Origin of the sequence: Actinokineospora alba (genome assembly GCF_004362515.1) — a bacterium.
Lineage (GTDB): Bacteria > Actinomycetota > Actinomycetes > Mycobacteriales > Pseudonocardiaceae > Actinokineospora > Actinokineospora alba.
On sequence record NZ_SNXU01000001.1, the window covers coordinates 4,713,686 to 4,740,096 of the forward strand.

Below are 26,411 nucleotides of genomic sequence, written 5' to 3' on the forward strand. Positions count from 1 at the left end.
GGAGCCATGTCCGCCCACGACCTGGCCAAGCTCGCCGCCCTCCTCGCCGACGAGACGAGGGCGGGCTTCTGCCTGGCCCTCCTGGACGGCCGAGCGTGGACGGCGACCGAGCTTGGCAACGCAGCCGGTGTCGCCAAGTCCACCGCGTCGGAGCACCTGAGCAAACTCGTCGAAGGCGGTTTGCTCGCCGAGGAACGCCAGGGCAGACACCGCTACGTCCGCCTGGCCGACCCCGGCACCGCCGAGCTCATCGAGCTGATGATGACCAGGTTCTCGCCCGCCCCCACGAAGACGCTCAAAGCCGCCACCACGAACAAGGCAATGGCCGCCGCCCGCACCTGCTACGACCACCTCGCGGGCACGCTCGGCGTCGGCATCGCCGATGCCATGCGGGCCAACGGATTGCTGGACAACAACCTCAGCGTCACCGAGAAGGGCGCGGCGTGGTTCGGCGACCTGGAGGTCGACCTGAGGTCAGGCACCCGGCCCGTCGCCCGGGCCTGTCTCGACTGGACTGTGCGCAGGCCGCACCTCGCCGGTGCCGCCGGGGCGGCCCTGTGCGCCACGCTGATGGCCCGGCGGTGGGTAGTCCGCGTCGGTACTTCGCGGGCTGTCCGACTGACCGACGCGGGCGGTGACGCGCTCTTTGGCCTGCTCGGCGTCCGGCTTGCGCCGCAGTGAGCCGACGGCGGGCACGAAGCACACCGCCAGGACGGCGGCCGCGACCAGGATCGCGGCGCCGGTGAGCGTGGCGGACACGCCGAAGTGCTTCGCCAGTGGACCCACGGCGATCTCGCCCAACGGGATGGCGATGAACGAGCCGAGGGCATCGTAGGAGTACACCCGGGCAAGGCGGTCCTGCGGGACGTTCTCCTGCAGCGCCAAGTCCCACGCGATGCCGAACTGCTCGACCGCGATGCCGCCCACGAACATCACCATCAGCAACGGGATCATCATCGGCGCGTGCGCCAACACCACCAGCACCACCGACTGCGACCCGAGCAGCGCGGTGCCGAACAGCAGCGCCCGCGACGGCAGCCACCGGCTGGCCACGATGCCGCCGAGCAGCGACCCCACGGTCTGCGCGCCGAGGACCAGGCCCCAGGCGAACCGGCCGATGGTCGAGTCCGCGATGGACGGGCCGAGCACGAACACACCGGCCACCACGGCCGCGTTGATCACCATCAGCCCCGCCACGACCGACCACACCCAGGAGCGCGCGGTGAACTCGCGCCACCCCGCGCGGATGTCGGCGAGCGGGCGGGTCGGGGCGGTCTCGTCGATCTCGGGGGCGTCGACCCGGGCGTAGCAGACCGCCGCGACCGCGAAGACGAGCGCGGTCGCCGAGATCGCCCAGCCGGGCCCGGCGAACGCGGCGACCATCCCGCCCAGCGACGCCCCGGCGATCATGGCGGTGTTGACGCCCATCCGGACCACGGCGTTGGCCTGCCGCAGCAGGTGTGTCGGGACGGTCTGCGGGGTCAGCGCCGAGGCCGCGGGCAGCGACACCGCGGAGACCGCACCGTTGACCACGCTCAGCACGACAAGCAGCGGCACGGTCGCGAATCCCATGAGGACCGCGGCGCCGGTCAGCGCCTGTGACACCGCGGCGGCGATGCTGGCGCCCTGCAGGATCACCCCGCGCGGCAGCCGGTCGGCCAGCACGCCGCCCATGAGCAGCAGCGTCACGTTGGCGATCGAGCGGGCGCCGACGACCAGGCCCAGCGCGATGACCGAGCCGGTCAGGTCCAGCACGGCGAACGCGAGCGCGATGGGCGCGATGGAGTTGGCCAGGTACGTCGCCACCCGGCCGGTCGCGAGCCTGCGGAACATGCTGTGCCGCAAGGGTTCGAACATGCCGGTCGTCGAGGTCATGGGCGTCCGTCGCGGGTCGGGGATTCGGCCGCTTGGAGTATGCCGCTCCCGCGTTCCACGTGCGGGTGGTTCAGCGGAATTCGATCAGGAGATGGTCTCCAGGAAGCCGGTGATGTGGCCGGTCAGCCGCTCGGGCCGGAAACGCAGTTCGAAGGGACTCTCCGCCTCGACGAACAGGGAGTTGGGCAGTTCGTTGGCGAGCATGTCCGCGTCGCCGAAGGGGTGGATCGGGTCGCGGCGGTGTCCGATCACCAAGGCGGGGGCGGTGATCGCCATGCGCAGCGCCTTTGGCGGGGCGATGCGGCCGAAGAAGATCCCGTGCACGGCCGCGGCCATGGCGGCGGGCTCCTGGCGCAGGGTGTCGGTGACGACGTCGACCCACTGGTCGCCGCTGGGCACCTTGTCCGCCAGCCACGCCACGCCCCGGACCACCGCGGGCAGGAAGCGGGCGGTGAACAGCAGCGGGGCGAACGCCATCAGGCCCGCGACGATGGCGTTGTCCAGGACCGGCATCTCGATGACCAGGCCGAGGACACGCTCCGGGGCCGCGACGGCGACCTCCAGGGAGACGTTGGCGCCTAGCGACGTGCCGCCGATGACGGCCTGGTCGACGCCGAGGTGGTCGAGCAGGGCCACGACCTGGGTGGCCCAGATGGACATCGAGTACTCCCAGGACCGCGTCGGCCGGTCTGACTCGCCGTGGCCGAGCAGGTCGAGGGTGATCACCCGGTAGCCCGCGTCGGCCAGCGACCTGGCCAGCGGCGCGTGCATGCGCCGGGTCATCAGCTGGCCGTGGGTGAGCACGACGAGCGTGTCGCCCGTGCCGAACTCGGTGTAGCGCAGGGTGTGGCCGCCGGTGGTGAAGGACCGCGCGAGTTCCATGCCGAGAGGTTACTCGGCGGTACGGCTTATTCGGGCCGCCTGCGCCTGCCCGCGCTCGCGCCTGCCTTGGCCTCCGCCTGTTCGGCCGCGTCCTGCTTCGGCTGTTCCGGCTTGGCCGAGTTCGCCGCCATCTCCCGCAGCAGTTCGTCGAAGATCGGCGTCGACATAGCGGTCTGGCCTGCCATGCGGGTCTCCCATCGCTCCCGTTCCGGACTCGGAATTTACCCCGCGCCCGGGTACAGCCTGGCAAACCAGGCCTTGCACGATCGGGGGAACCCGGCAGCGTGGCTTGACATACCCCGAGTAGAACCCCCGTCCCAGACGCAGGCAGACAACTGGTTACTCGTGGGTAATAATAGCCGCATGACAGAAAACCTGGTGTCCCTCAAAGTCGACGTCGCCGATCATGTGGCCGAGGTGACCCTGCTCGGCCCGGGCAAGGGCAACGCGATGGGACCGGACTTCTGGCGCGAGCTGCCGGTGGTCTTCAACGCCCTCGACGCCGACCCCGAGGTCCGCGCGGTCGTCATCACCGGCAGCGGCGCGCACTTCTCCTACGGGCTCGACCTGCCCGCGATGATGGGCTCCTGGGCCGACATGCTCGGCCCCGACAGCCTGGCGGGCGCGCGCACCCGGTTCTTGGACACGATCCGCGACCTGCAGAACGCGGTCACCTCGGTCGCCGCGTGCCGCAAGCCGGTCATCGCCGCGGTCAGCGGCTGGTGCATCGGCGGCGGTGTGGACGTCATCGCGGCCGCCGACATCCGCCTGGCCAGCGCCGACGCGAAGTTCAGCGTCCGCGAGGTGAAGGTCGCGATCGTCGCCGACCTGGGCAGCCTGCAGCGCCTCTCCGGCATCATCGGCGAGGGCCACCTGCGCGAACTCGCCTTCACCGGCAAGGACATCGACGCCGAGCGCGCCCGCGCGATCAACCTCGTCAACGACGTCCACCCTGACCAGGCCACCCTGCTCGACGCCGCCCGCGCGCTGGCCGCCGAGATCGCGCAGAACCCGCCGCTGGTCGTGCAGGGCACCAAGGACGTGCTCGGCCAGGACCGCGACCGCCGCGTCGCCGACGGCCTGCGCTACGTCGCCGCCTGGAACTCCGCCTTCCTCCCCAGCAAGGACCTAGGCGAAGCCGTCCAATCCTTCCTGGAACGCCGCCCCCCCAACTTCACCGGCGAATAACCGCGAGTCGCCCCTCCCGGCAAACGAGTCGCCCCTTCCGGCGAATGAGTTCGACCTTCGCGACTCCCGAATGTCGAACTCACTTGCCTGGCGGGGCGACTCGCTTGCCTGGCGGGGCGACTCGCGGGGTTAGGACGCCGGGGTTGAGGAGGCTGGTGGGGTCGAAGGCGTGCTTGATGGCGGTGTAGAGGGCGCGTTCGGCGGGGGAGCGGGTTAGGTGCAGCCAGGGGGATTTGGCCACGCCTATGCCGTGTTCGGCTGAGATGGTGCCGCCGTGGGCGGCGGCGGCGCGCAGGACGGCCTCGGTGATCCGGTCCTCGTCGGTGCCCGCGCCGACCACGTTGACATGGAAGTTGCCCTCGGCCAAGTGTCCAAAGAGGACCAACGTGCCGGTGGTGACGATCGAGCGCACCTCGCGCTCGAACTCCGCGGCGGCCGCCGGTGGCACGCCGACGTCGAGTTTCAACGGCGTGCCAAGGGAATTGACCGCGTCGGCGTGCCCCTCCCGCAGCGTCCACAGCGCCCGGCGGGAGGGCTCGTCGACCGCCAGGGCCGAGTCGAGCACCCCGGACAGGCCCTCGACGGCGGCACCGAGCGCCTCCGTGGGATCGGTGTCGTCGGCGCACTCCACGAGCAGGTACACCGGGTGCGCCACCGCGAACGGCGGTGGCACCTTCCGATGGGCGCACACCAGCCGCGCGCCGTCGTCGTAGAACACCTCCGCCGAGGTCAACGACGGCAGCGCCCGCAACGCCGCCACCGCGGCGACCGCGTCGGACGTGCTCGCGAACGCCAGCGTCGCCGTCGCCCTGCAAGCGAATGCCGGGATCAGCCGCAGCCGGACCGCGGTGATCACCGCGAGGGTGCCCTCGCTGCCGGTGAGCAGGCCCGCGAGGTCGTAGCCGGTGCTGTCCTTGTCCAGCCCCGAAAGCGTCCCCACGACCCGCCCGTCGGCCAGGACCGCCTCCACTCCGGCGACCTGCTCGCGCATCGACCCCCACCGCAGCACCCGCAGCCCGCCCGCGTTGGTCGCCACCATCCCGCCGACAGTCGCGCTGTCGCGCGAGGCGATGTCGACCGCGAAGTCCAGCCCGGAACCCGCCGCGTGCGCCCGAAGCGCGGCCAACGTGACGCCCGCGCCCGCTGTCACCTGCCTGCTTGCTCCATCAACCTCGCCGAGAGCGTCGAGCCGGGTCAGGCTGAGCAGAACCTCGCCGTGGTGGGCGATCCCGCCACCGACCAGACCGGTGTTTCCGCCCTGCGGGACCACGCCGACGCCTTCGTCGCGGCACAGCCGCAGCACCTCGGCGACCTGCTCGCGGTCGGCGGGCCGGACGACGAATCGGGCGTGGCCGCGGTATCTGCCGGTCCAATCCGTCGTGAAACCCATGCACAGGGCCGCATCCGTGAGGACATGGTCGTCACCCACCGTCGAGACGAGCCGCCGGACGAGGCTCACAGGACCCCTTTCAGGGTGCGCAATGTCGCTCTGTGTGGGCCAGGAAGTGGAACAACTCCACCAGTCAGGCGTCCACTAGGTGAACAGGCTAACGAAGCCGATCCCGTGATCGACACTTCTGACGGAGGTGGGCGAGATGAGCGAGGCGATCTCGGAGTTCGAACCCGAGTCGGGTCAGCCCGCGCTGACCCAGACGCACCCGCGTAGACTGCCCACCTTGCCCTGCAGCGTCGTGTGGAGCCGCGGGCGCGCCTACGTCCTGGAAGCTGTGGACGGTAACGCGTTCTGGGTCGGTTTCGACCGCTATGGCCGATTGCGTTCGCTGAGCAGATCCGCGCTCGAGCGGCAGGGTTGGACCCACCATCGTGCTGAACGGAAGACAGCGTGAACGACATCGCGGCCAGACCCGTGATCCGCAAGCCCCGCCCCCTCCCGACCGTTCCCTGCAGCGTCGTCTGGAGCAAAGGCCACCCTTTCGTCCTTGAGCGGTTCGCGGGCACGGCCCGCTGGGTCGGCATGGACACCTATGGCAGGCCCTGCGCCCTGACCCCGACCGCGCTCGACACCCAAGGCTGGTCGCACCGCCGAGCCTGAAACGGGCCGATTACGCTCCCGCTCATGGCCGCACGCGACGGGGAACCGTCTGACCGGGGATCCGACCGGGTCCTCACCATCCCCAACGCGCTCAGCGCGCTGCGCCTGGCCGGTGTGCCGGTGTTCCTGTACCTGCTGCTGGTGCCGCACGCCGACGGGTGGGCGATCGCCATCCTGATGTTCAGCGGGTTCACCGACTGGCTCGACGGCAAGATCGCCCGCTGGCTCGACCAGGCCAGCAGGCTCGGCGCGCTGCTCGACCCGCTGGCGGACCGGCTCTACACCCTCGCCACGATCGTCGCGTTCGTCCTGCGCGACATCGTGCCGTGGTGGGTGGCGGCCGTCCTGATCGCGCGCGACGTGGTCGTGGCGGGGTGCATCGCGCTGCTGAGGCGTCGCGGTTTCGGCCCGCCGGAGGTCACCTACATCGGCAAGGCGGCGACGTTCAACCTGATGTACGCCTTCCCGCTGCTGCTCCTCGCCGAGGGCACCTCGACGCTGGCAACCGTCGTCCGGCCGGTCTCGTACGCCCTGGCCATCTGGGGCGGCGCGCTGTTCCTGTGGTCGGGTGCGCTCTACCTCGTGCAGACGCGGGCCGCGCTGCGGTCGAAGACCCCGGTCGCGTAGCGGACCGAACCCGCCGCGTGAGACGATCTTCGTTCGATCGTTCGGGCTGGAGGGGAGCCACCGGCCCGGCTGCTGATCGCGCACGGTACGTTGGCAGTGTTCAACGTAATAGGACAGCAGGAGGAGCTCAGGTGAGCACGAACGACGGGCCCGGCGTCCCGCCGGAGCAGTCTCCGGAGCGGACTTCCGTATTCCGGGCCGACTTCCTCTCCGATGTCGAGGGCACCCAGGCCCCGGCTCCAGAACCCGCGGTCGCGGGTGTCGACGCCCTGCCTGCCGGGTCGGCCCTGCTCGTGGTCAAGCGTGGCCCCAACGCGGGCTCCCGATTCCTGCTCGACCGCGACACCACCAGTGCGGGACGGCACCCGGACAGCGACATCTTCCTCGACGACGTCACCGTGTCCCGTCGCCACGCGGAGTTCCGCCGCGAGGGCGGGGAGTTCGTGGTGATCGACGTCGGCAGCCTCAACGGCACCTACGTCAACCGCGAGCCGGTCGACCAGGCCGTGCTCGCCGGTGGCGACGAGGTCCAGATCGGCAAGTTCCGCCTGGTGTTCCTCACCGGACCCGGCGCGGGCGCCTAGTGGTTTGACTTATGGGCATTCGACCGTGACGGCGGCGCGGCCCGCCAGTGACGGGTGGAACATCGGGGCGGTGCTGCAACGGCTCCGCCCCGAGTTCCCGGACGTGACGATCTCCAAGATCCGGTTCCTGGAAGCGGAAGGCCTCATCCGGCCGGACCGCTCGCCCGCCGGATACCGGCGCTTCACCGGCGACGACGTGGAGCGGCTGCGCTTCGTGCTGGCCGCGCAGCGTGATCACTACCTGCCGCTGCGCGTGATCAAAGACCAGTTGGAGCAGGCCGACCGCGGCGGTGCCGCCCGGCCGCTCACGGTCGCCGTGGAACGGATCGATCCCGACGAGTTCGCCGCGGGTTCGGACTCGCGGCTGACCAGGGACGATGTGTTGCGCCAGGCAGGCGTGGCGGGGGTGCTGCTCGACGATCTCGAGCAGTACGGACTCGTCGCGGCGGGCTCGGACGGTTTCTACGACGGCGACGCGGTCCAGATCGCCCGGCTCGCGTCGGGCCTGGCCGACTACGGGATCGAGCCCCGGCACCTGCGCGCGTTCCGCGCGGCGGCCGACCGGGAGGTCGGTCTCATGGAGCAGGTGGTCGCCCCGATGTACCGGCAGCGCGACCCCGCGGCGCGCGACCGCGCCGACAGCATCGCCCGCGAACTCGGGGCGTTGTCGGTCGGATTGCACTCATTGCTGGTCAAAGCAGGTCTGCGACGTATCACGGGCCGGTAAATGTGGCCTTGTGCAGGTAATCATTGTGATCTGATCACGATGAGATAGTCAGGCGTCCGAGCCGGATGGCGGGTAGCGTCGAAGTAGGCGATAAGCGATCCTCAGATGACGGGACGCCGGACGCCCCAGCGAGCGGAGGGAGGCGAGCCCGATGAGCGAGATGCGCGTCGTGGGAGTGCGGGTGGAGTTGCCCGCGAACCAGCCGATCTTGTTGCTGCGCGAGACCGAAGGTGAGAGGTATCTCCCCATCTGGATCGGCTCCGTGGAGGCGACCGCGATCGCCCTTGAGCAGCAGGGGGTGCGGCCCGCGCGGCCGTTGACCCACGACTTGCTCAAGGACGTCATCGGGGCGCTGGGCCGGGAGCTGGAACAGGTCCGGATCACCGATCTGCGCGAGGGCACGTTCTTCGCCGAACTCGTCTTCGACGGCGACGTCCGGGTCTCGGCCCGGCCGAGCGACTCCGTCGCACTGGCGTTGCGGGTCGGTGTCCCGATCCACGCCGAGGACTCCGTGCTGCAGGAAGCCGGGCTCATCATTCCGGACGAGCAGGAGGACGAGGTCGAGAAGTTCCGAGAGTTCCTCGACTCCGTCTCGCCGGAAGATTTCCGCGGCGCCGACACCTGAGCAACCGGCGCGTCGCGTTCCCGCGCGTCGCGTTGACCAGTCCCCACGCCAGTCTTACCGTCAGGGATGAGCGAATCGCCGATGCGGCCGTGACCCACAGCCCGCACCGGCCGATACGCATGGCCGGCGGTTCCCAAGAGCGGAACGGGCGGTCTCGTTCGCCGGCCACATCGGTGGTCGGACGAGGGGAGGCAGGCGTGTTCGAGGAAGGTCCCGTCGGGGCTGATACCGGAGAGCAGGGCGAACTGTTCCCGGATGCCTCACTGCCCGACGATCTCGTCGGCTACCGGGGTCCTGCCGCGTGCCAGATCGCAGGCATCACGTACCGGCAGCTCGACTACTGGGCACGCACTGACCTGGTGGTTCCCACGGTGCGCGGCGCGCACGGCTCCGGCTCGCAGCGGCTGTACTCGTTCAAGGACGTCCTGGTCCTCAAGGTCGTCAAGCGCCTGCTCGACACCGGCGTCTCCCTGCAGAACATCCGCGTCGCGGTCGACCACCTGCGGCGGCATGGCGTGCGCGACCTCGCCCGCATCACGCTGTTCAGCGACGGGACCACCGTCTACGAGTGCACGTCCCCCGAAGAGGTGGTCGACCTCCTGCAGGGCGGACAGGGCGTCTTCGGCATCGCGGTCAGCGGCGCCATCCGAGAGATCACCGGTACGATTCACGAGTTCCCCGCCGAGCGCGCGGACGGCATCGAGATGCCGCACCAGTCGCAGGACGAGCTCACCCAGCGCCGGAAGGCGCGCAACGCCGGTTAGGTAACCGACAGACCATGGGCTATCCCAACCCACCGTTTCAGCAGCCGTTCCCGGCTGGCCCGCCGATGGGGCCGCAGGGCTGGGGTGGTGGTCCGGTCGGGCCGCCCAGCCGGGTCATGGCCTACGTGTCCGCCAGCCTCTTCGTGCTGTGTTCGGCTCTGTGCATCGTCATCGGGACCCTGACCGGCCAGGCCGCGTCCCGGGGCGGTTTCGACTACCCGGAGATCGCGGTGTCGTCCATCGGCATCGCGTTCGGCAACGGAGACGCGTCCGCGGATTCCCGACAGGCTCTCCTGTGGATCACCGCTGGGATCGGCGCGGCCGTGTTGCTGCTGGCGATCGCGATGTTCTTCCGGCTCGGCTTCGCGCGGTGGACGCTGGCCGGGCTGGGTGTGGTCGTGTCGCTGTACTACGTGTACGCGGTGATCAGGGTCGTCAGCCTCGGCGGTGCGAGCCGGATGGCGTTCCTGGTGATCGTGCTGCTGGTGTGGCTGGCCGCCACCGTCATCGTCATGCTGCCTCCGGTCGGCCAGGGAATGCGTGGCTACAAGCCGCCCGCGTTCGCCCAGCAGGCGCCGGGCTACGGCTACCCCCAGCAGCCCGGCTACCCGCAACCTGGCTACCCACCGCAACCCGGCTACCTGCCACAGCAGCCTGGCTATCCGCCGCAGCAGCCCGGCTACCCACCCACCCGCACCTAAGGGGACCGTGACGGCGCTCGACCACGGTTACCCACCATCCGCACCATGACCCGGCCGGTGACCAACACTATGAATTCCGGGGAGGCGGCGCAGTGAAGGGCCTGGTTGAGGTCAGGCGGGTGAAGCCGATGCGGCTCAGGATCGGCTCGCTGGTCGGAAGCGCGTCCACCTGCAGATAACGCACTCCCCGGGCCTGGGCTCGGCGGGCGCGGTGACTGACCAGGGCCTTGTAGATGCCCTTGCCGCGCCACGCCTCCAACGTCCCGCCACCCCAGAGTCCGGCGAACTCGGTGCCCGGGTAGTAGTCGGTTCGCGCGGCGCTCACCGGTGTGTCGCCGGCGACCGCGAGCACCACGTCCAGGGTCTCCGGGGCCTCGGCCAGGACGGCCAAGAGCCGCTCACGCAATACGTGGTGGTCCTGCCCGAAGACGACGTCGTGCACGTCGGTGGCCGCGATGATGCCTTCCTCGTCTGTCACGTCGACCAGTTCGACGCCAGCGGGCGGGGCGAAATCGGGGACCTCGGCTGCCTCGGCGACCATCACCGCCTCCAGTTCCCCCTGGTGCAGGCCCGCCGCCCGCAGCCGGTGGGGCAGGTCCACGGGGAGGTCATGGGTGTAGTACTTCCACTCGTATCCGCCGCGGAAGAACGGGGCCTCGGCGGCGATCGCGGCGTCGGCGGTGTCGTCGTCCAGGTCGGTCCACACGACCCCGGTCCAGCTGTGCGCCTGGTCGCTGACGTGCCGGACGAGTCGGGCGGTCCGCTCCACTCTGGTGGCCGAATCACCCGGCGGAACGTCACGCCTGAGTTGCCGGTCGAACGCGGAGAGTGCCGATGAGGTGTCCATTGCGACAGTGGACCCCGCATTGAGCATCTGGGCAAACGACTTTGGATACCCACCGTCTAGACTTCACGGTGTCGTCGCTGATCCCACGCGGGAGAGCTCGAGCGGTCAACCGGCCGTGTCGACGCCGAAGGAGCAAATCCTCCCCGGAACCTCTCAGGCACAAGGACCGCGTGGGCGAGACGCCTCTGGAAAGCGGGCGACCCAGGTACCCCTGGGAAGCCCCGCCGAAGGTGCAAGTCCGGCAGTTCGGACGAAGCTCTCAGGCGCTCGGGTTCTCGGGCACGGACAGAGGGGGAGGGCCAAGCGGGCAACCAACCCGCTCAGGCCCGACCCCTTGTATCGCCGGAGGAGCTGCACCATGACACGGATCCCCCTCGCCGCGCTCGAGCACGGCACCCTGTTCGCCGACCGGCACGTCGGTCCACGCCCCGCTGAGCTGGCGAAGATCCTCGACGTCATCGGGGTCGGGTCGCTTGAGGAACTCGCCCAGCGCGCCGTGCCGGAGTCGATCCGCGAGAGCGACATGGGCCTTCAGCTCCCGCCGCCCGCGACCGAGTTCGGCTCGCTCGCCGAACTGCGTGAGCTGGCCTCCCGCAACCGCACCCTCACCCAGATGATCGGTCTGGGCTACTACGGCACCGTGACGCCGCCGGTGATCCGCCGCAACGTGCTGGAAAGCCCTGCCTGGTACACCGCGTACACGCCGTACCAGCCGGAGATCTCCCAGGGCAGGCTCGAAGCCCTCCTCAACTTCCAGACCATGGTCGCCGACCTGTCCGGCCTGCCCACGGCGAACGCGTCGATGCTCGACGAGTCCACCGCGGCCGCTGAGGCGATGACCCTGGTGCGCCGCGCGGGCCGGTCGAAGTCGGCCCGGTTCGTCGTCGACGCCGACACCTTCCCGCAGACCATCGCCGTCATCGAGACCCGCGCGGAGCCCCTCGGCATCGAGGTCGTCGTCGCCGACCTGGCCGACGGTCTCCCCGAGGGCGACTTCTTCGGTGTCCTGCTGTCCTACCCGGGTGCCAGCGGCGCGGTTCGTGACCACGAGGCCCTGATCGCCGATGCCCACGAGCGCGGCGCGAAGGTCGCGGTCACCGCCGACCTGCTCTCGCTGACCGTGCTCCGCGCGCCCGGCGAGATCGGCGCCGACGTCGTCGTCGGCACCACCCAGCGCTTTGGTGTCCCCATGGGCTTCGGCGGACCGCACGCCGGTTACATGGCCGTCCACGCCGGACTGGAGCGCCAGCTGCCGGGTCGGCTCGTCGGCGTGTCCACCGACGCCGATGGCAACCTCGCCTACCGGCTCGCGCTGCAGACCCGTGAGCAGCACATCCGCCGCGAGAAGGCCACGTCGAACATCTGCACCGCGCAGGTGCTGCTCGCCGTCGTCGCCTCGATGTACGCCGTCTACCACGGCCCCGACGGCCTCAAGGCCATCGCGACCCGCGCGCACCGCATGGCCGCCGTGCTGGCCGCGGGCCTGCGCGCCGGTGGCGTGGACGTCGTGACCGACTCGTTCTTCGACACCGTGCAGGTCCGAGTGCCCGGCAAGGCCGCGGACGTCGTCTCGGCGGCCCGCGACCTGGGCGTCAACCTGCGCCTGGTCGACGCCGACCACGTGGGCGTCGCGTGCGACGAGACCACCTCCCGCGACACGCTCGCCCTGGTGTGGCAGGCGTTCGGCGTGAGCGCCGACGCCGACGCGCTCGACCTCGACACCGACGACGCCATCCCGGCCGAGCTGGTGCGGACCTCGGCGTACCTGACGCACCCGGTGTTCAGCACCCACCGCTCCGAGACCGCGCTGCTGCGCTACCTGCGCTCGCTTTCGGACAAGGACGTCGCGCTGGACCGCAGCATGATCCCGCTGGGCTCCTGCACGATGAAGCTCAACGCGACCGCGGAGATGGAGCCGATCACCTGGCCCGCCTTCGCCGACCTGCACCCGTTCGCCCCGGCCGAGGACGCCGCGGGCATCCTCCAGGTGATCAAGGACCTGGAGACCTGGCTCGCCCAGCTCACCGGGTACGACGCGGTCAGCCTCCAGCCCAACGCGGGCAGCCAGGGCGAGTTCGCCGGCCTGCTGGCGATCCGCGCGTACCACCGCTCCCAGGGCCACGGTGAGCGCGACGTCTGCCTGATCCCGTCGAGCGCGCACGGCACCAACGCGGCCAGCGCGGTCATGGCGGGCATGCGCGTCGCCGTCGTCAAGTGCGACGACTCGGGCAACATCGACATGGACCACCTGCGGGCCAGCGTCGCCGAGCACGCCGACGACCTCGCCGCGATCATGATCACCTACCCGTCCACCCACGGGGTCTACGAGGACACCGTGCGCGAGGTCTGCGCCCTGGTGCACGACGCCGGTGGTCAGGTCTATGTGGACGGTGCGAACCTCAACGCGCTGATCGGTCTCGCGCGGTACGGCAAGTTCGGCTCGGACGTGTCGCACCTGAACCTGCACAAGACCTTCTGCATCCCGCACGGCGGCGGCGGCCCCGGCGTCGGCCCGATCGGCGTGCGCTCGCACCTCGCGCCGTTCCTGCCGAACCACCCGCTGCAGCCGCTGGCGGGCCCGGCCACCGGCGTCGGCCCGATCAGCGCGGCCCCGTGGGGCAGCGCGTCGATCCTGCCGATCTCGTGGGCCTACGTCCGGATGATGGGCGCCGACGGCCTGCGCCGCGCCACCCTGACCGCGGTCGCGGCGGCCAACTACGTCGCGCGTCGGCTCGACGAGCACTTCCCGGTCCTCTACACCGGTGAGGGCGGCTTCGTGGCCCACGAGTGCATCCTCGACCTGCGCCCGATGACCAAGGCCACCGGCATCACCGTCGACGACGTGGCCAAGCGGCTCGCCGACTACGGCCTGCACGCCCCGACCATGTCGTTCCCGGTCGCGGGCACGTTGATGGTGGAGCCGACGGAGTCCGAGGACCTGGCCGAGATCGACCGCTTCTGCGACGCCATGATCGCCATCAAGGGCGAGGTCGACCGGGTCGCGGCGGGGGACTGGCCGCTGGAGGACAACCCGCTGCGCAACGCCCCGCACACGGCCGCGTCGATCGCGGGCAAGTGGGACCACCCGTACACGCGGGAGGAAGCGGTCTACCCGGCGGGCGTCAGCGCCACCAAGATCTGGCCCCCGGTGCGCCGCATCGATGGCGCCAAGGGCGACCGCAACCTGGTCTGCTCCTGCCCGCCGCTGGACGCCTACCAGAGCTGATCGCCTGCTGACGGGCCCCGCCGATAACCTTCGGCGGGGCCCGTTTCAGCTCGGGTGAGAAATTTCGAAAATTGTCCGCGTGGGATGTCGAGAACCCGGGCGCGGCTCCGTCTCCCGAGTGAAACGGCCACAATGGCTGTACCGCGAAGGAGAACATCATGGCCAAGTACCTGCTTCTCAAGCACTACCGTGGCGCGCCCGCACCGGTCAACAACGTGCCGATGGACCAGTGGACGCCGGACGAGGTTTCCGCACACATGCAGTACATGCATGACTTCGCCGCCAAGCTCAAGGGCACCGGTGAGTACGTCGACGGTCAGGCGCTTGCCCCGGAGGGCACGTTCGTCCGTTACGACGGCGAGGGTCGCCCGCCGGTGACCGATGGCCCGTTCGCGGAGACGAAGGACTTGATCGCCGGGTGGATGGTGATCGACGTCGAGACCTACGAGCGGGCGATCGAGCTGGCGGGTGAGCTGTCCGCGGCTCCGGGTGCCGGTGGCAAGCCGATCCATGAGTGGTTGGAGCTGCGCCCGTTCTACGGCGTGTCCCCGACCATCACCGAGTGACCGCGGTGGGCAGGGTGGACGAGGTCCTGCTGCGGACCCTCACCCCGAGCGTGATCGGCATCCTCGTCCGCCGCGGTGCGGACTTCGCGGCGGCCGAGGATGCCGTGCAAGACGCGCTGGTCGAGGCGTTGCGAGTGTGGCCGGACGACCCGCCGCGCGATCCCAAGGGGTGGCTGGTCACCGTCGCCTGGCGCAAGTTCCTCGACGCCGTCCGCGCCGACACCTCCCGGCGGATCCGCGAGGTGCGCGTCGAGGAAGAGCCCGAGCCCGGTGCGGTCGAGGCGGTGGACGACACGCTGCAGCTGTACTTCCTGTGCGCGCACCCGTCGTTGACCCCGGCGTCGGCTGTCGCGCTCACGCTGCGCGCGGTCGGCGGCCTCACGACGCGGCAGATCGCGCAGGCCTACCTGGTGCCGGAGGCGACCATGGCCCAGCGGATCAGCCGGGCCAAGCGGACCGTCTCGGATGTGCGGTTCACCCAGCCCGGTGATGTCGCCACGGTGCTGCGCGTGCTCTACCTGGTCTTCAACGAGGGCTACTCCGGCGACGTCGACCTGTCCGCCGAGGCGATCCGGCTCACCCGCCTGCTGGCGGCGAAGATCCACCATGAGGAGATCGCGGGCCTGCTCGCGCTCATGCTGCTCCACCACGCCCGGCGCCCGGCCCGCACCGGACCGGACGGCGCGCTCGTGCCGCTCGCCGAGCAGGACCGCGGGCTCTGGGACACCCGCTTGATCACCGAGGGCGTGGAGGTGCTCCAGGCCGCGCTCGCCCGTGACCGCCTGGGCGAGTTCCAGGCCCAGGCCGCCATCGCCGCGCTGCACGCCGACGCCCGCACGGCCGAGGAGACCGACTGGGTGCAGATCGTCGAGTGGTACGACGAACTGGTGCGCCTCACCGACAGCCCGGTGGCCCGGCTCAACCGGGCGGTCGCGGTCGGCGAGGCCGACGGGCCGCGGACAGGGCTGGCCGCCCTGGCCGAGCTCGACCCCGGCCTGCCCCGCCACACCGCCGTCGCGGCGTACCTGCACGAGCGTGACGGTGACCCGGTCACCGCTGCGCGGCTTTACGCCGAGGCCGCCCGGTCGGCGTCCAGCCTGCCCGAACGCGACCACCTCACCCGCCAGGCCGCACGGCTCAACGATCGGCTGCGCGGCTGACCGTGGGCGGGTTCTCAGCCGCGCTTGCGGCTGACGGGGAGTTCCAGTCCCGCTTCCAGCAAGGCGTCGTGCAGGCCCGCCAACGCCAGGCGGTCGGCGCGTTCGTTGTCGGGGTGGCCTGCGTGGCCCTTGACCCAGTGCCACTCGATGTCGTGGCGGGCGGCGGCCAGGTCGAGGCGGCGCCAGAGGTCTTCGTTGGCCACGGGCTTCTTGGCGCTCGTCATCCAGCCGTTGGACTTCCAGGTGGTGACCCACTTGGTGATGCCGTTGCGGACGTAGGTGCTGTCGGTGAACAGGTCCACCTTGGCCGGCCTGGTCAGCGTCTCCAAAGCCTGGATGGGCGCCATCAGCTCCATCCGGTTGTTGGTCGTCTCACCCGCGTCGCCGCCGCGCAGTTCGCGTTCGTGGCCGCCGTAGCGCAGGACCGCGCCCCAGCCGCCCGGGCCGGGATTGGGGATGCAGGCGCCATCGGTGTAGATCTCGACCACGGTCATTGGCGCGATCCTAGCGGCGGGAATATGTCGGCCCGCCGGGAGTTGGCACCTGGTGGAGAACATCCACACAGGAGGAAACCGCCGCATGTCGCCCAACCCTGACATCTCGCTGAACGACGGCACCACCATCCCGCAGCTCGGCTTCGGGGTGTTCCAGGTGCCCGACGACGAGGTCCGCGCGGTCGTGGCCACCGCCATCGATGCCGGGTACCGCAGCTTCGACACCGCCGCGTACTACCGCAACGAGGTGGGCACCGGCCAGGCCCTTGCCGAATCCGGGGTGCCGCGTGAGGACCTCTACGTCACGACCAAGGTCTGGAACGACCGGCAGGGCTACGACGAGGCGCTGCGGGCGTTTGACGAGAGTCTGACGAAGCTCGGCCTCGACTACCTCGACCTGTTCCTGATCCACTGGCCCGCACCCGGCGCCGACAAGTACGTCGACACCTGGCGGGCGCTGGAGAAGCTCAAGGAAGATGGCCGCGTCCGCTCGATCGGCGTGTCCAACTTCCATGTCCCGCACCTGGAGCGCCTCTTCGCCGAGACCGGCACGGTGCCCGCGGTCAACCAGATCGAGCTGCACCCGAACCTGCCCCAGGCCGAACTGCGCGCCTTCCACGCCAAGCACGGCATCGCCACCGAGGCCTGGAGCCCCCTGGGCCAGGGCGTGGTGCTGGAGGACCCGACCGTGGTCGGGATCGCCGACCGCCTCGGCCGCACCGCCGCGCAGGTGGTGCTGCGCTGGCACCTCGACCTGGGCGTCGTCGTCATCCCCAAGTCGGTCACGCCCGAGCGCATCCGGGCCAACATCGACGTGTTCGACTTCGAGCTGACCGCCGAGGACCACAAAGCCCTTGCCACGCTGGACAACGGCGAGCGCACCGGGCCCGACCCGGAGCAGTTCTGGGCGTGATCACTTCCCGGTGATGGCGCGCTCCAGTTCCCGGATCTCCTTCTGCGTGAACGAGCCGGCGATCTGGAGCGCGCCACCGGTGATCGCCGACGCGATCTCCGGCGCCGAGACCAGTTCACCGTCCACCACGATGGCGAGCTGCTTGCCCACGTTCTCAGCCGTCCACGTCGCGAAGATCGCGGCGGTGTCGTCGGGCAGCTCGATGTTGAGCACCCATCGCCCGTCCACCTGCTCGACCCCGACGTTCTCGAACCGGCCGAAGTCGCCGATGGAGGGACCGACGCGGTAGGTCGAACCGTCCTTGCCGGTCAGCACGTCAGGCGCGGCCGGGGCAGGCGTCTGGGCGGGCGGGTCGACCGAGAGCACCGGCCGCATCTCGACCGGGACGTTGACGTCGACCGGACCGCTGCCCGCTTGGGTGGTCTGGGAGGCGGGCGGCGGTGTCGGTGTGGATTCCTTGCCGCACGCGGTAAGGGCCAGCAGCAGCCCGGCGACGACGATCAGCTTCGGCATGATCGGATCCTATGGTGACCTTGCCCGCTTCGCGGTGCTTTCCGTTGGGACACACCACCACCAGCTACGCCGGCTCAGTCTCGCCTGGCAGCGAGCTGCCCCAAAGCCGCCTGGAGGCCGCGAGCGCTGGAAAGCGTCGACACTGTCCCACCAGTGAGTCTGGCTATGTCGCGCAGCGCGGTGCGGTTCTGGTCGGGGCCGAAAGTGATCACGCTGATCACCACCGGCTTCTTCGTGCTGCGCGCCGCTTTGATCGCGGTGGTGAGTTCGGCCAGGGTCATGTCGCCGTCGCTGCCGCCATCGGTGATCACGACGATCTCATTGCGCTTGCCCGCCACATATCCGTTGATCGCCGCCCGGTAAGCCGCCGCGATGCTCTCGTGCAGGTGGGTCGCCCCAGTCGGAGCCAGCTTGTCGACAGCCTGGTGCAGAGGGGCCCGGGTGTCGCCGATCGGGCCGGTCGCCACGAGTTGCTGGTACGGCTTCGCGCGGTCAAGTCCTTGGGAGAACTGCCAAAGCCCCAACGAACCCGACACCGTGTAGTTCGCGTACCCGTGCAACGCCTCCTGCACCCACTGCATCCGCGTGCGCCCGTCTCCGTTGTCGCCGCCCATCGACTTCGACACGTCGACCAGCATGGTCACGATGCGACCGCCCTCAGCGGCCGCCGCCCACGTGGCGGCGAGTTGCTGGGTGGTCCGGGGGTTCGCCGGGGCGGTGGCGGGCGGCAGGTCCGGCCAGCCGATGCCCAGCGTGCGCGGTGGGCGCTCGTTCGACGCCGTGCGCAGGCCCGCGCGGCCCAGTGAGCGCTGTTGGTCCGGCTCGAGGAGGAACTGGCGGAACCGGTCGGCGGCGTTGGCCAAGGCGGCGTCGATGCCCGCGAGCCGGACGAACGGGAAGTCGGCGGTCGGGATAGGGCCGTCGGGCATGACCTCGAACAAGGGGTGCTTCGCCGCGGGCCTGCCGTCGATGGCGAGGTTGCGCCGGTGCAGGTCGACCTCCAGCACCGGCACCGCGCTGAACGGCGCGGTCGTCATCGTCTCCGCCTCGCCGAGGCTGATCAGGGCCTCGCGGGTGGTTTCCGGGACGCCGGTCGGCTGGCCCGCCGTGAGCTTGCTGATCGCGTCGGCGACCTCCGGGCGGTCGAGGACCTCGTGCGTCAGCGGGCTTTGCTTGCCGATACCGGACAGCACCGCCTGCACCGCCAGCCCCGTGGCGGGATTCGCCGCGGGCTGCGGCAGCGCGACGATCAGCCTGCCCCAGCCGGACTGGCCGAACCGCGACCAGCCACTCGGGTCGGGGATGAGGGTGGCGACGTCGGACCAGGTGAACGTCACCGTGTCGGTGAGCGCTTTGGCCGCCGGTTCCGGTGTCGCCAGCACGATCGGGCTGCTCGCCACCGTGTCGGGCGCCGAGCCGAGCAGGGCGTCGTCCACGGCGCTGAGCCGGTCGGTCCAGAACGACGACTCCGGCAGCCAGGCGTGCGGCCGGTCGCCGAGTTCGCGGACGTTCCACTCGCCGGTGAGGCCCGCGAGCATCGCACCGGACTCCGTCGCCGCGACCGTGACCTTGACGCAGGAGTCGTCGACCACCGCGCCGGAGGCGTTCCACCGGCCCGCGATCTCACGCAGCGGCTCCTCGACGGTGGGCGCCACGGTGACTTTGAGCGTCACCGGGCCGCGCGAGCACTCGCGGCCTCGCTCGGCGGCGCGCTCGTCGGCGACATAGCGCAGCCAGTTCGCGCCCAGCCACAAGGCGATCATGAGCACGACGAGGCCCAGGACGAGAACCGACCGCCGCAGCGCACCGCGACGGCCGCCCGCACGTTGTCGAGGCATTGCCAACCCTTTCGTGCGCTCGCGGACAGAGATGCTGTCCGTAGTGGGCGCCCGGCAGAGGCACTCTATTAGGTGAAGTGCGTGCGTCAAGGGTCTAACTGTGAGTAGAACTCTCCAGTAGGAGGTCGCACAGCGCGATCAGCTTGAACCGCAAGGGCTCGGCGCGCCGGACGAACTCCGCCTGCCTGCGCGCGTACTCGGCGCGGCCACGCTCGGTTTCGATCCGCACCGGCTCGTAGCCCAGCGGGGACAGGTCGTACGGGCTCGCCCGCATGTCCAGCTCACGCACGTCCGAAGCCAGGTCGAAACAGTCGGCCAGCAGGTCCGACGGGGTGTACGGATCGAGCTTGTACGCCCACTTGAACAAATCCATCGTCGCGTGTAGACAGCCCGGCTGCTCCATCGCGATCTGCCGGTCCCGGCTCGGCTCCAGGGTGTTGAGCGGCCGCGCGGGCTCGGTGAAGAACCGGAACGCGTCGAAGTGGCTGCACTTGATCGTCTGCGTCTCGACGACCTCGTCGGTGCCCGCCGCCCCGAGCCGCAGCGGCCAGTCGACGTGCCGGATCTCCGACTCCGGCTGCCGGTAGACCATCGCCCACTCGTGCAGCCCGAAGCAGCCCAGCCGAGGCGGCCGCGACACCGTGGCCGCGAGCAGGTCCCGGATGAACCGGGCACTGCGCCGCCGGGACTCCGGCAGCGCGGCGAGGTTGACCGTCACGCCCGAGTCGGTGGCGGTGTAGGCGGGCCAGCGCAGGTACGCCCGCGCCGACTCGCCCGCCAGCACCACACCAGCACCCGGGTGCCACCGCTCCAGGTGCGCGGGCCGGTGCGAGTAGTAGGTGAACAGGAAGTCCAGCACCGGGTGCTTCTCGCCGCGCGCCCGCCGCGCCTGGTGCGGCTCGGTCCACGCGCGCATCCGCTCGACATGCGCGTCGCGTCGCGCGTGCCATTCCGTCTCGTCGAGCACGATCATCTCAGCCACCGTTGGCGATGTGCGTCCCGTCGCGCACGGTGCCCACGTACTCCTCGACAAGGTCCTCCAGCGCGACCACGCCGAGCACCGTGCGGTCCGCGGCCACCGCCGTGGCCAGGTGGCTGTGCGCCCGCCGCAGCGCGCTGAGCGCCTCGTCGACCCGCGAGTCCGCGGGCACCTGCGGCAGCCCGCGCACCCGCGACGCGGGCAGCCGGGTGGCCGGGTCGGCGTCGACCTGGTCGAGCACATCCTTGACGTGCACGTAACCGGAGATGGAGCCATCGGACATGCGCACGGGGAACCGCGAGTAGCCGGTCTCGGCGACCGCGCGCTCGATGTCGCCGAGGGTCGGCGGCGACGGCACGGTCTTGAGCTGGTCCAACGGCACCATCACGTCGGCGACGGTCCGCTCGGCTGAGGACAGCGTCTGGGTGAGCCGCCGGTGTTCGGAGTCGTCGAGCAGACCCTCGCGCCGCGACTCCGAGATCAGGTTCGCCAGCTCGTCGCGGGTGTAGGCGGTCTCCATCTCGTCGCGCGGCTCCACCTTGAACAGCTTGAGCACGAAGGTCGACGCCCGCGTGAACAGCGCCAGCACCGGCCGCACCAGCTTGCAGAACGCGTAGTGCACCGGGACCAACGCCATCGCCACACCCTCCGGGCCCGCGATGGCCAGGTTCTTCGGCACCATCTCGCCGATCACCGTGTGCAGCGTGACCACGATGCCCAGGGCGATCGCGAACGCGACGCCGTGCAGCACCGCGGGCGGGATGTCGAGGGAATGGAACGGGCTCTCCAACAGGCCGGCGATCACCGGCTCGGACAGGGCGCCCAGCCCCAGCGAGCACACCGTGATCCCCAATTGCGCGCCCGCGATGAGCAGCGGCAGCTGCTGGCCCGCCTCGATCGCCACGGCCGCGCGGTGCTTGCCCTCGTGGGCCAGCGCCTCGAGCCGGTCGCGCCGGGCGGTGATGATCGCGAACTCGGCGCCGACGAAGAAACCGTTGCCCAGCAACAGAAGGATGGTCGCGAACAACGCGAGGACGTCGGTCATGCGGTCACCTCGCGCACCTTGGCGACCCGCAGCTCGGCGATGCGGTGGCGGTCCATCCGCATCACCGTGATGAGCCAGTCGTCATAGCGCAGCTCGTCGTTCACCGACGGGATCCTTCCAAGGCGGTTGAGGATGAACCCCGCCACCGTTTCGTAGTCGCCCGTGGGCATCCGGAAACCGGTCGCCTCGGCCAGTTCGTCGTCGCGCAGCAGGCCGGACACCATCCAGCTGTCCTTGCCCAGCGGGCGAACCGGGTTGACCTCGCCGCGGTCGTGCTCGTCGCGCACATCGCCGACGATCTCCTCGATCAGGTCTTCCAAGGTGACCAGCCCGGCGGTGCCGCCGTACTCGTCGACCACGACCGCGACCTGCAGACCGGAACCGCGCAGCCGGTCGAGCAGGACGTCGCCGTCGAGCGTCTCCGGCACCGTGGGCACCGGGCGGGCCAGCGACGCGGCCTTCGTCGTCGCGCGCATCGCGTGCGGGACACCGAAGACCTGCTTGACGTGCACCACGCCGCGGATCTCGTCGAGGTCGCCGCCGTGCACCGGGAACCGCGAGAACCCGGTCGCGCGCGCGAGCGCAATCAAATCGAGCACCGTCGCGTCCGCGCGCAGCGCCTGCACCTGCACGCGCGGGGTCATCAGCTCGTCGGCCGTGCGGTCGCCGAAGCGCAGCGATCGGCTCAGCAGCGCCGCGGTGCCGGTGTCGAGCGTCCCCTTGGCCTCGCTGGAGCGGACCAGGCCGCCCAGCTCATCGGGGGAGCGGGCCGACCGCAGCTCCTCCTGGGGCTCGACGCCGAGCCTGCGCACCACCCAGTTCGCCGAGCCGTTGAGGGCGTTGATCAGCCACCGCAGTCCCGAGGAGAACACGGCCTGCGGACCGGCGACGGCGCGCGCGGTCGGCAGCGGGCGGGCGATGGCGAGGTTCTTCGGGACCAGCTCGCCGAACACCATCGACAGCGACGTCGCCACGATCAGGGCAATGGTGATCGCCACCACGTCGGCCGCGCCCTTGGGCAGGCCGATCAGCGCGAGCAGCGGCTCGATGAGCTGCGCGAGCGCGGGCTCGGCGATGTAACCGGTGATCAGCGTGGTGATCGTGATGCCCAACTGCGCGCCGGAAAGCTGGAACGACAGGGTCCGGTGGGCCTTCTGAATGGCCAGCGCGCGCCGGTCGCCGACTTCCTCGGCGTGGTGGTCGACCTGGCTGCGTTCCAGGGTCGTGAGGGAGAACTCGGCGGCGACGAAGAGCGCCGTCCCGAGAGTGAGCGCGAAAACGGCCAGCAGGCCGAGGACGCTGATCAGGGGACCGGTCACCGGGCATCACACCCGGATACCGGGCCGGTATGGTCGCCGGGACTCTCTCCCGGCCCGCTACTGCGGCCCGGTGATTGTGCTTTACGCACGGGAAACGGTCACTCCTTGAGACATAGAAGCTGCTGGTAGCCCATTCTAGGGAATCCAGACGGGTTTGCGCTCGACAGGCGTCAGGTGGTCCGGCGGTGTCGGCGGACGGTCTCCTCGACGAGGTCGAGGACCGGGTCGAGGTCGTCGGCGGGCAGGCCCATCGCCAGGTGCGAGACTAGACCCTCGAGGACGAGTTCGAGGAACGCGGTCAGCACGCCGATGTCGATGTCGTCGCGCAGATTGCCCGCCTCACGCTTGCGCAGCAGGCGCTCGCGGGTGGCGATGGTCAGCGGCTCGGAGCGCTCGGCCCAGCGGGCGCGGAACTCCGGATCGGTCCGCAGCCTGCGCGAGACCTCCAGTCGGGTGGCCAGCCAGTCGGCCGGGCTGTCGCCGCTGCCCGCGGGGGTCGACAGCAGGTCACGCATCACCTGGACGAGACCCTGCTCGGCGACCACCTCGGTCATCCGCAGCACGTCGTCCTCGGCCAGCGCGAGGAAAAGCGACTCCTTGTCGCGGAAGTGGTGGAAGATCGCGCCGCGCGACAAACCGGTAGCCTCTTCTAGGCGGCGCACGGTCGCGCCCTCGTATCCGTGGCGCGCGAAGCAGGACCGCGCCCCGTCGAGGATCTGACGGCGGCGCGCGTCGAGGTGGTCTTGGCTCACGCGGGGCACGCGACGATCGTGTCAGCCGAGCCCCCAGGAAGCAATCCGTACGTACGTATTGGGTATCACGTCCACCGCATTCTCGGATCATGCGGCTGTCGGTGCCCGCGTGTAGCGTCGATTTCACGGCACGGACGAAGGGGTGAGTCCTCTGACCGCTGTATGCGATCCGGAGACCACCGGGCCCGATGGACGACGCTTACGGGCCCGCGTGGAAGCCGAGGCGTACGTCGCCTCGGTGTGTTTCAAACATGGCCCACCGAACCTGGTGGGAGTCGAGCTGGAGTGGACGGTCCATCACCGTGACGATCCCCGGCGGCGTCTCGACTCCGACCATCTCGCCGCCGCTCTCGGCCCACATACCCCGACGACGTTAAGACCCGACAGTCCCCACCTCGCACTTCCGGCGGGTTCGCCGCTCTCCTTGGAGCCTGGCGGCCAAGTCGAGATCTCCTCCCTTCCGGCCTCCGATTTCGGGCAGTTGCTCGACGCGGTCATCGCCGACCACCACTATCTCGCCGACCGGCTCGATCAAGCGGGCCTGGTCCTGGGTGCCTGGGGCGCCGATCCCTTCCGGACTCCACGTCGAGTCCTCGACACTCCCCGCTACGCGGCCATGGAGCGCGCGTTCGCGCCCATCGGGCCCGACGGGATCGCCATGATGTGCGCGACCGCGGGCCTGCAGGTCTGCGTCGACGTGGGCGAGGCCGCCGACACCCCGGCCCGCTGGGCGGCGATCACGTCGCTGGGGCCGGTGATGCTCGCGCTGTTCGCGAACTCGCCGCACCTCGCGGGCGAGCTCACCGGCTGGGCCTCGACCAGGGCCCGCAGCGTGTTCGGCACCGACCCGTCGCGCAGCCGCCCGCTCCCGCTGACCGACGACCCGGTGGGCACGTGGGTCCAGCATGTCCTCGACACCCCGCTGCTCTGCGTGCGAAGACCAGGCCAGAGCTGGGACGCACCCCCGGGAGTCACCTTCGCCGACTGGATCGCCGGGGCCCTGCCCGAACCGCCCACCACCGCCGATCTCGACTACCACATCTCGACGCTGTTCCCGCCGGTCCGCCCGCAGGGCTACTTCGAGGTGCGCTACCTCGACGCCCAGGACGGCGCGGGCTGGATCACCCCGGCGGCCCTGGTGGCCGCGCTGACCGCCGACCCGGCCACGGTCGACGCGGTCGCGGCGGCCTGCGCGCCGGTCGCCGACCGCTGGGTCGTCGCGGCCCGGCACGGACTGGCCGACCGGCGGCTCGCCGCCGCCGCCCGGGCGGTAATCGACATCGGGCTGCGCGCGGTGGCGGACCTGGGCTTGGTGCCCGAGTACGCCCGGCTGGTCACCGGGGAACTGGAACGGCTGACCGACACGACCACTGGGAGGACCTCGTGACCAGCACGGAGGACCTGCGCGGCAAGGTCGCCGACGCGCTGCGGCGATCACGTGAGCGCAGCACCACGCTGACAGAGTCCGTCGACGACGACGAGTTGGTCCGCCAGCACTCGAAGCTGATGTCGCCGCTGGTCTGGGACCTCGCGCACATAGGCAACCAGGAGGAGCTCTGGCTGGTGCGCGACGTAGGCGGCCGCGAACCGGTGCGCGAGGACATCGACCACCTCTACGACGCCTTCCAGCACGCCAGGGCCGACCGGCCCGCGCTGCCGCTGCTCTCGCCCGCCGAGACCCGCGGGTATGTGCGCGAGGTGCGCGAGAAGGTGCTCGACGTGCTCGAGCGCGTTCCTTTGGAAGGCGCGCGGCTCGTCGACCAGGGCTTCGCCTTCGGGATGATCGTTCAGCACGAGCAGCAGCACGACGAGACCATGCTGGCCACCCACCAACTCCGCGTCGGCGCGCCGGTCCTGCACGCGCCGGACCCGGCCCCCGCGACCAGGCCCGCGCGCCGGGAGGTGCTGGTGCCGGCGGGCGAGTTCACCATGGGCACCTCGACGGAGCCGTGGGCGCTGGACAACGAGCGGCCCGCGTTCCGCCGCCAGGTCGACGCGTTCTTCATCGACACGGTCCCGGTCAGCAACGGCGACTACCTGGCGTTCATCGACGCGGGCGGCTACGACGACGAGCGCTGGTGGAGTGCCGAGGGCTGGACGTTCCGCAAGCAGGCCAACCTGGTCGCGCCCCGGTTCTGGAAGCGCGACGGCGACGGCTGGGTGCGCACGCGGTTCGGTGTGGTGGAACGGATTCCGGTCGACGAGCCGGTGGTGCACGTCAGCTTCCACGAGGCCGCCGCGTACGCGAAGTGGGCGGGCAGGCGGCTGCCGACCGAGGCGGAGTGGGAGAAGGCCGCCCGGTTCGACCCGGCCACCGGCCGGTCGCGCCGGTACCCGTGGGGCGACGAGGATCCAGGCCCGGAGCACGCGAACCTGGGTCAGCGGCACCTGCGGCCCGCGCCGGTCGGGTCGTACCCGGCGGGTGAGTCGGCGCTGGGTGTGCGTCAGCTCATCGGCGACGTCTGGGAGTGGTGCGACTCCGGTTTCGAGGCCTATCCGGGGTTCGCGGCGTTCCCGTATCGGGAGTACTCCGAGGTGTTCTTCGGCGGCGACTACAAGATGCTGCGCGGCGGGTCGTTCGGCACGGACAAGGCGGCCGTGCGCGGGACGTTCCGCAACTGGGACCACCCGATCCGTCGGCAGATCTTCGCCGGCTTCAGATGCGCCCGCGACGTGCTCCCGGATGAGGCGCGGTAGTCGCGGTGTGCCGCCATCTGGGTTACCTGGGCCCCG

27 protein-coding genes, 1 pseudogene and 1 riboswitch are annotated in these 26,411 nt (G+C 70.5%); of the genes and pseudogenes, 16 read left to right on the top strand and 12 right to left on the bottom strand.

The genetic code is table 11. The annotated features are described in order from the left end of the window. Positions 1–6 precede the first annotated feature (6 nt). Positions 7–681 carry an ArsR/SmtB family transcription factor gene (locus C8E96_RS21755; RefSeq protein WP_091375491.1) on the top strand — a complete coding sequence of 225 codons (675 nt, stop codon included), beginning with the start codon at positions 7–9 and terminating at the stop codon, positions 679–681. 3 nt (positions 682–684) lie between these two features. On the opposite strand, the pseudogene C8E96_RS21760 reads toward C8E96_RS21755, so the two are convergent. The 3 genes and pseudogenes from C8E96_RS21760 to C8E96_RS33450 form a co-directional block, all read right to left on the bottom strand. Then, a pseudogene (locus C8E96_RS21760) lies at positions 685–1,875 on the bottom strand (MFS transporter); the annotation flags it as partial. An 84-nt stretch (positions 1,876–1,959) separates the two neighbouring features. Next, positions 1,960–2,757: an alpha/beta fold hydrolase gene (locus C8E96_RS21765; protein WP_091375497.1), complete on the bottom strand. Its 798-nt coding sequence runs from the start codon at positions 2,755–2,757 to the stop codon at positions 1,960–1,962. Positions 2,758–2,783: 26 nt separating this feature from the next. Next, positions 2,784–2,942: a hypothetical protein gene (locus C8E96_RS33450; RefSeq protein ID WP_166658073.1), complete on the bottom strand. Its 159-nt coding sequence runs from the start codon at positions 2,940–2,942 to the stop codon at positions 2,784–2,786. Positions 2,943–3,120: 178 nt separating this feature from the next. On the opposite strand from C8E96_RS33450, the gene C8E96_RS21770 reads away from it, so the two are divergent. Further along, positions 3,121–3,945, top strand: a complete 825-nt coding sequence (locus C8E96_RS21770; RefSeq protein ID WP_091375501.1) for a crotonase/enoyl-CoA hydratase family protein — start codon at positions 3,121–3,123, stop codon at positions 3,943–3,945. A gap of 79 nt (positions 3,946–4,024) precedes the next feature. On the opposite strand, the gene C8E96_RS21775 is transcribed toward C8E96_RS21770, so the two are convergent. Then, positions 4,025–5,404 (bottom strand): FAD-binding oxidoreductase, encoded by a 1,380-nt coding sequence (locus C8E96_RS21775; RefSeq protein ID WP_228769912.1) that lies wholly within the window; start codon positions 5,402–5,404, stop codon positions 4,025–4,027. 136 nt (positions 5,405–5,540) lie between these two features. Here C8E96_RS21775 and C8E96_RS21780 point away from each other — a divergent pair, with 136 nt between their 5' ends. The 8 genes from C8E96_RS21780 (at position 5,541) to C8E96_RS33755 (ending at position 10,026) form a co-directional block, all read left to right on the top strand. Further along, positions 5,541–5,792, top strand: coding sequence for a hypothetical protein (locus tag C8E96_RS21780; protein WP_228769913.1), 252 nt, complete (start codon positions 5,541–5,543; stop codon positions 5,790–5,792). Further along, positions 5,789–5,998, top strand: coding sequence for a hypothetical protein (locus tag C8E96_RS21785; RefSeq protein WP_228769914.1), 210 nt, complete (start codon positions 5,789–5,791; stop codon positions 5,996–5,998). Before C8E96_RS21780 ends, C8E96_RS21785 begins: the two co-directional genes overlap by 4 nt. A gap of 24 nt (positions 5,999–6,022) precedes the next feature. Continuing rightward, positions 6,023–6,625 (top strand): CDP-alcohol phosphatidyltransferase family protein, encoded by a 603-nt coding sequence (locus tag C8E96_RS21790; protein ID WP_091375505.1) that lies wholly within the window; start codon positions 6,023–6,025, stop codon positions 6,623–6,625. Positions 6,626–6,756: 131 nt separating this feature from the next. Next, complete coding sequence (gene garA / locus C8E96_RS21795) at positions 6,757–7,209, top strand: glycogen accumulation regulator GarA (protein WP_091375509.1); 453 nt, start codon at positions 6,757–6,759, stop codon at positions 7,207–7,209. A gap of 70 nt (positions 7,210–7,279) precedes the next feature. Beyond that, positions 7,280–7,936, top strand: a complete 657-nt coding sequence (ftsR, locus tag C8E96_RS21800) for a transcriptional regulator FtsR (protein WP_091375512.1) — start codon at positions 7,280–7,282, stop codon at positions 7,934–7,936. Positions 7,937–8,087: 151 nt separating this feature from the next. Continuing rightward, a complete protein-coding gene (locus tag C8E96_RS21805) occupies positions 8,088–8,561 on the top strand; it encodes a bifunctional nuclease family protein (protein WP_054046144.1) in 474 nt (157 codons plus the stop codon). Between the two features lie 197 nt (positions 8,562–8,758). Continuing rightward, positions 8,759–9,325 carry a MerR family transcriptional regulator gene (locus C8E96_RS21810; protein WP_091375515.1) on the top strand — a complete coding sequence of 189 codons (567 nt, stop codon included), beginning with the start codon at positions 8,759–8,761 and terminating at the stop codon, positions 9,323–9,325. A gap of 14 nt (positions 9,326–9,339) precedes the next feature. After that, positions 9,340–10,026, top strand: a complete 687-nt coding sequence (locus C8E96_RS33755) for a hypothetical protein (protein ID WP_176926766.1) — start codon at positions 9,340–9,342, stop codon at positions 10,024–10,026. A gap of 67 nt (positions 10,027–10,093) precedes the next feature. Here C8E96_RS33755 and C8E96_RS21820 read toward each other — a convergent pair whose 3' ends face one another. Beyond that, on the bottom strand, positions 10,094–10,873 hold the full coding sequence (locus C8E96_RS21820; protein ID WP_091375518.1) for a GNAT family N-acetyltransferase: 780 nt from the start codon (positions 10,871–10,873) through the stop codon (positions 10,094–10,096). Between the two features lie 78 nt (positions 10,874–10,951). Continuing rightward, a riboswitch (glycine riboswitch) is annotated at positions 10,952–11,052 on the top strand. Positions 11,053–11,231: 179 nt separating this feature from the next. Between C8E96_RS21820 and gcvP the strand changes: the two genes are divergently transcribed. From gcvP to C8E96_RS21835, 3 genes are all read left to right on the top strand, one after another. After that, positions 11,232–14,099, top strand: coding sequence for an aminomethyl-transferring glycine dehydrogenase (gene gcvP / locus C8E96_RS21825; RefSeq protein WP_091375521.1), 2,868 nt, complete (start codon positions 11,232–11,234; stop codon positions 14,097–14,099). Positions 14,100–14,257: 158 nt separating this feature from the next. Further along, positions 14,258–14,665, top strand: a complete 408-nt coding sequence (locus tag C8E96_RS21830; protein ID WP_091574692.1) for a YciI family protein — start codon at positions 14,258–14,260, stop codon at positions 14,663–14,665. A gap of 14 nt (positions 14,666–14,679) precedes the next feature. Next, the gene (locus C8E96_RS21835; RefSeq protein WP_091384473.1) at positions 14,680–15,825 is read left to right on the top strand and encodes an RNA polymerase sigma factor; all 1,146 of its coding nucleotides are present in this window, start codon (positions 14,680–14,682) and stop codon (positions 15,823–15,825) included. Positions 15,826–15,839: 14 nt separating this feature from the next. Here C8E96_RS21835 and rnhA read toward each other — a convergent pair whose 3' ends face one another. Beyond that, positions 15,840–16,319: a ribonuclease HI gene (gene rnhA, locus C8E96_RS21840; protein WP_091384436.1), complete on the bottom strand. Its 480-nt coding sequence runs from the start codon at positions 16,317–16,319 to the stop codon at positions 15,840–15,842. Positions 16,320–16,404: 85 nt separating this feature from the next. On the opposite strand from rnhA, the gene C8E96_RS21845 reads away from it, so the two are divergent. Next, positions 16,405–17,232: an aldo/keto reductase gene (locus C8E96_RS21845; RefSeq protein ID WP_091384438.1), complete on the top strand. Its 828-nt coding sequence runs from the start codon at positions 16,405–16,407 to the stop codon at positions 17,230–17,232. Here the strand turns inward: C8E96_RS21845 and C8E96_RS21850 are convergent, their stop codons facing one another. The 6 genes from C8E96_RS21850 to C8E96_RS21875 form a co-directional block, all read right to left on the bottom strand. Then, positions 17,233–17,745 (bottom strand): SecDF P1 head subdomain-containing protein, encoded by a 513-nt coding sequence (locus C8E96_RS21850; protein ID WP_091384439.1) that lies wholly within the window; start codon positions 17,743–17,745, stop codon positions 17,233–17,235. A gap of 74 nt (positions 17,746–17,819) precedes the next feature. Next, positions 17,820–19,583, bottom strand: a complete 1,764-nt coding sequence (locus C8E96_RS21855) for a substrate-binding domain-containing protein (protein WP_091384443.1) — start codon at positions 19,581–19,583, stop codon at positions 17,820–17,822. Positions 19,584–19,677: 94 nt separating this feature from the next. Next, the gene (locus C8E96_RS21860) at positions 19,678–20,556 is read right to left on the bottom strand and encodes a 3-methyladenine DNA glycosylase (protein ID WP_407642682.1); all 879 of its coding nucleotides are present in this window, start codon (positions 20,554–20,556) and stop codon (positions 19,678–19,680) included. A gap of 1 nt (position 20,557) precedes the next feature. Continuing rightward, complete coding sequence (locus C8E96_RS21865) at positions 20,558–21,607, bottom strand: hemolysin family protein (protein ID WP_091384446.1); 1,050 nt, start codon at positions 21,605–21,607, stop codon at positions 20,558–20,560. After that, positions 21,604–22,926 carry a hemolysin family protein gene (locus C8E96_RS21870; RefSeq protein WP_091384447.1) on the bottom strand — a complete coding sequence of 441 codons (1,323 nt, stop codon included), beginning with the start codon at positions 22,924–22,926 and terminating at the stop codon, positions 21,604–21,606. The genes C8E96_RS21865 and C8E96_RS21870 overlap by 4 nt, the downstream gene beginning before the upstream one ends. A gap of 170 nt (positions 22,927–23,096) precedes the next feature. Beyond that, positions 23,097–23,687 (bottom strand): TetR/AcrR family transcriptional regulator, encoded by a 591-nt coding sequence (locus C8E96_RS21875; protein WP_091384450.1) that lies wholly within the window; start codon positions 23,685–23,687, stop codon positions 23,097–23,099. A 229-nt stretch (positions 23,688–23,916) separates the two neighbouring features. Here C8E96_RS21875 and egtA point away from each other — a divergent pair, with 229 nt between their 5' ends. Continuing rightward, positions 23,917–25,065: an ergothioneine biosynthesis glutamate--cysteine ligase EgtA gene (gene egtA / locus C8E96_RS21880; RefSeq protein ID WP_267463840.1), complete on the top strand. Its 1,149-nt coding sequence runs from the start codon at positions 23,917–23,919 to the stop codon at positions 25,063–25,065. Next, positions 25,062–26,375: an ergothioneine biosynthesis protein EgtB gene (egtB, locus tag C8E96_RS21885; protein ID WP_091384455.1), complete on the top strand. Its 1,314-nt coding sequence runs from the start codon at positions 25,062–25,064 to the stop codon at positions 26,373–26,375. The genes egtA and egtB overlap by 4 nt, the downstream gene beginning before the upstream one ends. The last annotated feature ends 36 nt before the right edge of the window (positions 26,376–26,411 follow it).

Coding starts and splice junctions, on each gene's coding strand:
- C8E96_RS21845 (WP_091384438.1), top strand. CDS start 16,405: ATGTCGCCCAACCCTGACATCTCGCTGAACGACGGCACCACCATCCCG.
- C8E96_RS33450 (WP_166658073.1), bottom strand. CDS start 2,942: ATGGCAGGCCAGACCGCTATGTCGACGCCGATCTTCGACGAACTGCTG.
- C8E96_RS21805 (WP_054046144.1), top strand. CDS start 8,088: ATGAGCGAGATGCGCGTCGTGGGAGTGCGGGTGGAGTTGCCCGCGAAC.
- rnhA (WP_091384436.1), bottom strand. CDS start 16,319: ATGACCGTGGTCGAGATCTACACCGATGGCGCCTGCATCCCCAATCCC.
- C8E96_RS21820 (WP_091375518.1), bottom strand. CDS start 10,873: ATGGACACCTCATCGGCACTCTCCGCGTTCGACCGGCAACTCAGGCGT.
- C8E96_RS21755 (WP_091375491.1), top strand. CDS start 7: ATGTCCGCCCACGACCTGGCCAAGCTCGCCGCCCTCCTCGCCGACGAG.
- C8E96_RS33755 (WP_176926766.1), top strand. CDS start 9,340: ATGGGCTATCCCAACCCACCGTTTCAGCAGCCGTTCCCGGCTGGCCCG.
- C8E96_RS21850 (WP_091384439.1), bottom strand. CDS start 17,745: ATGCCGAAGCTGATCGTCGTCGCCGGGCTGCTGCTGGCCCTTACCGCG.
- C8E96_RS21860 (WP_407642682.1), bottom strand. CDS start 20,556: ATGATCGTGCTCGACGAGACGGAATGGCACGCGCGACGCGACGCGCAT.
- C8E96_RS21765 (WP_091375497.1), bottom strand. CDS start 2,757: ATGGAACTCGCGCGGTCCTTCACCACCGGCGGCCACACCCTGCGCTAC.
- gcvP (WP_091375521.1), top strand. CDS start 11,232: ATGACACGGATCCCCCTCGCCGCGCTCGAGCACGGCACCCTGTTCGCC.
- C8E96_RS21865 (WP_091384446.1), bottom strand. CDS start 21,607: ATGACCGACGTCCTCGCGTTGTTCGCGACCATCCTTCTGTTGCTGGGC.
- C8E96_RS21790 (WP_091375505.1), top strand. CDS start 6,023: ATGGCCGCACGCGACGGGGAACCGTCTGACCGGGGATCCGACCGGGTC.
- C8E96_RS21830 (WP_091574692.1), top strand. CDS start 14,258: ATGGCCAAGTACCTGCTTCTCAAGCACTACCGTGGCGCGCCCGCACCG.
- C8E96_RS21780 (WP_228769913.1), top strand. CDS start 5,541: ATGAGCGAGGCGATCTCGGAGTTCGAACCCGAGTCGGGTCAGCCCGCG.
- C8E96_RS21855 (WP_091384443.1), bottom strand. CDS start 19,583: ATGCCTCGACAACGTGCGGGCGGCCGTCGCGGTGCGCTGCGGCGGTCG.
- C8E96_RS21770 (WP_091375501.1), top strand. CDS start 3,121: ATGACAGAAAACCTGGTGTCCCTCAAAGTCGACGTCGCCGATCATGTG.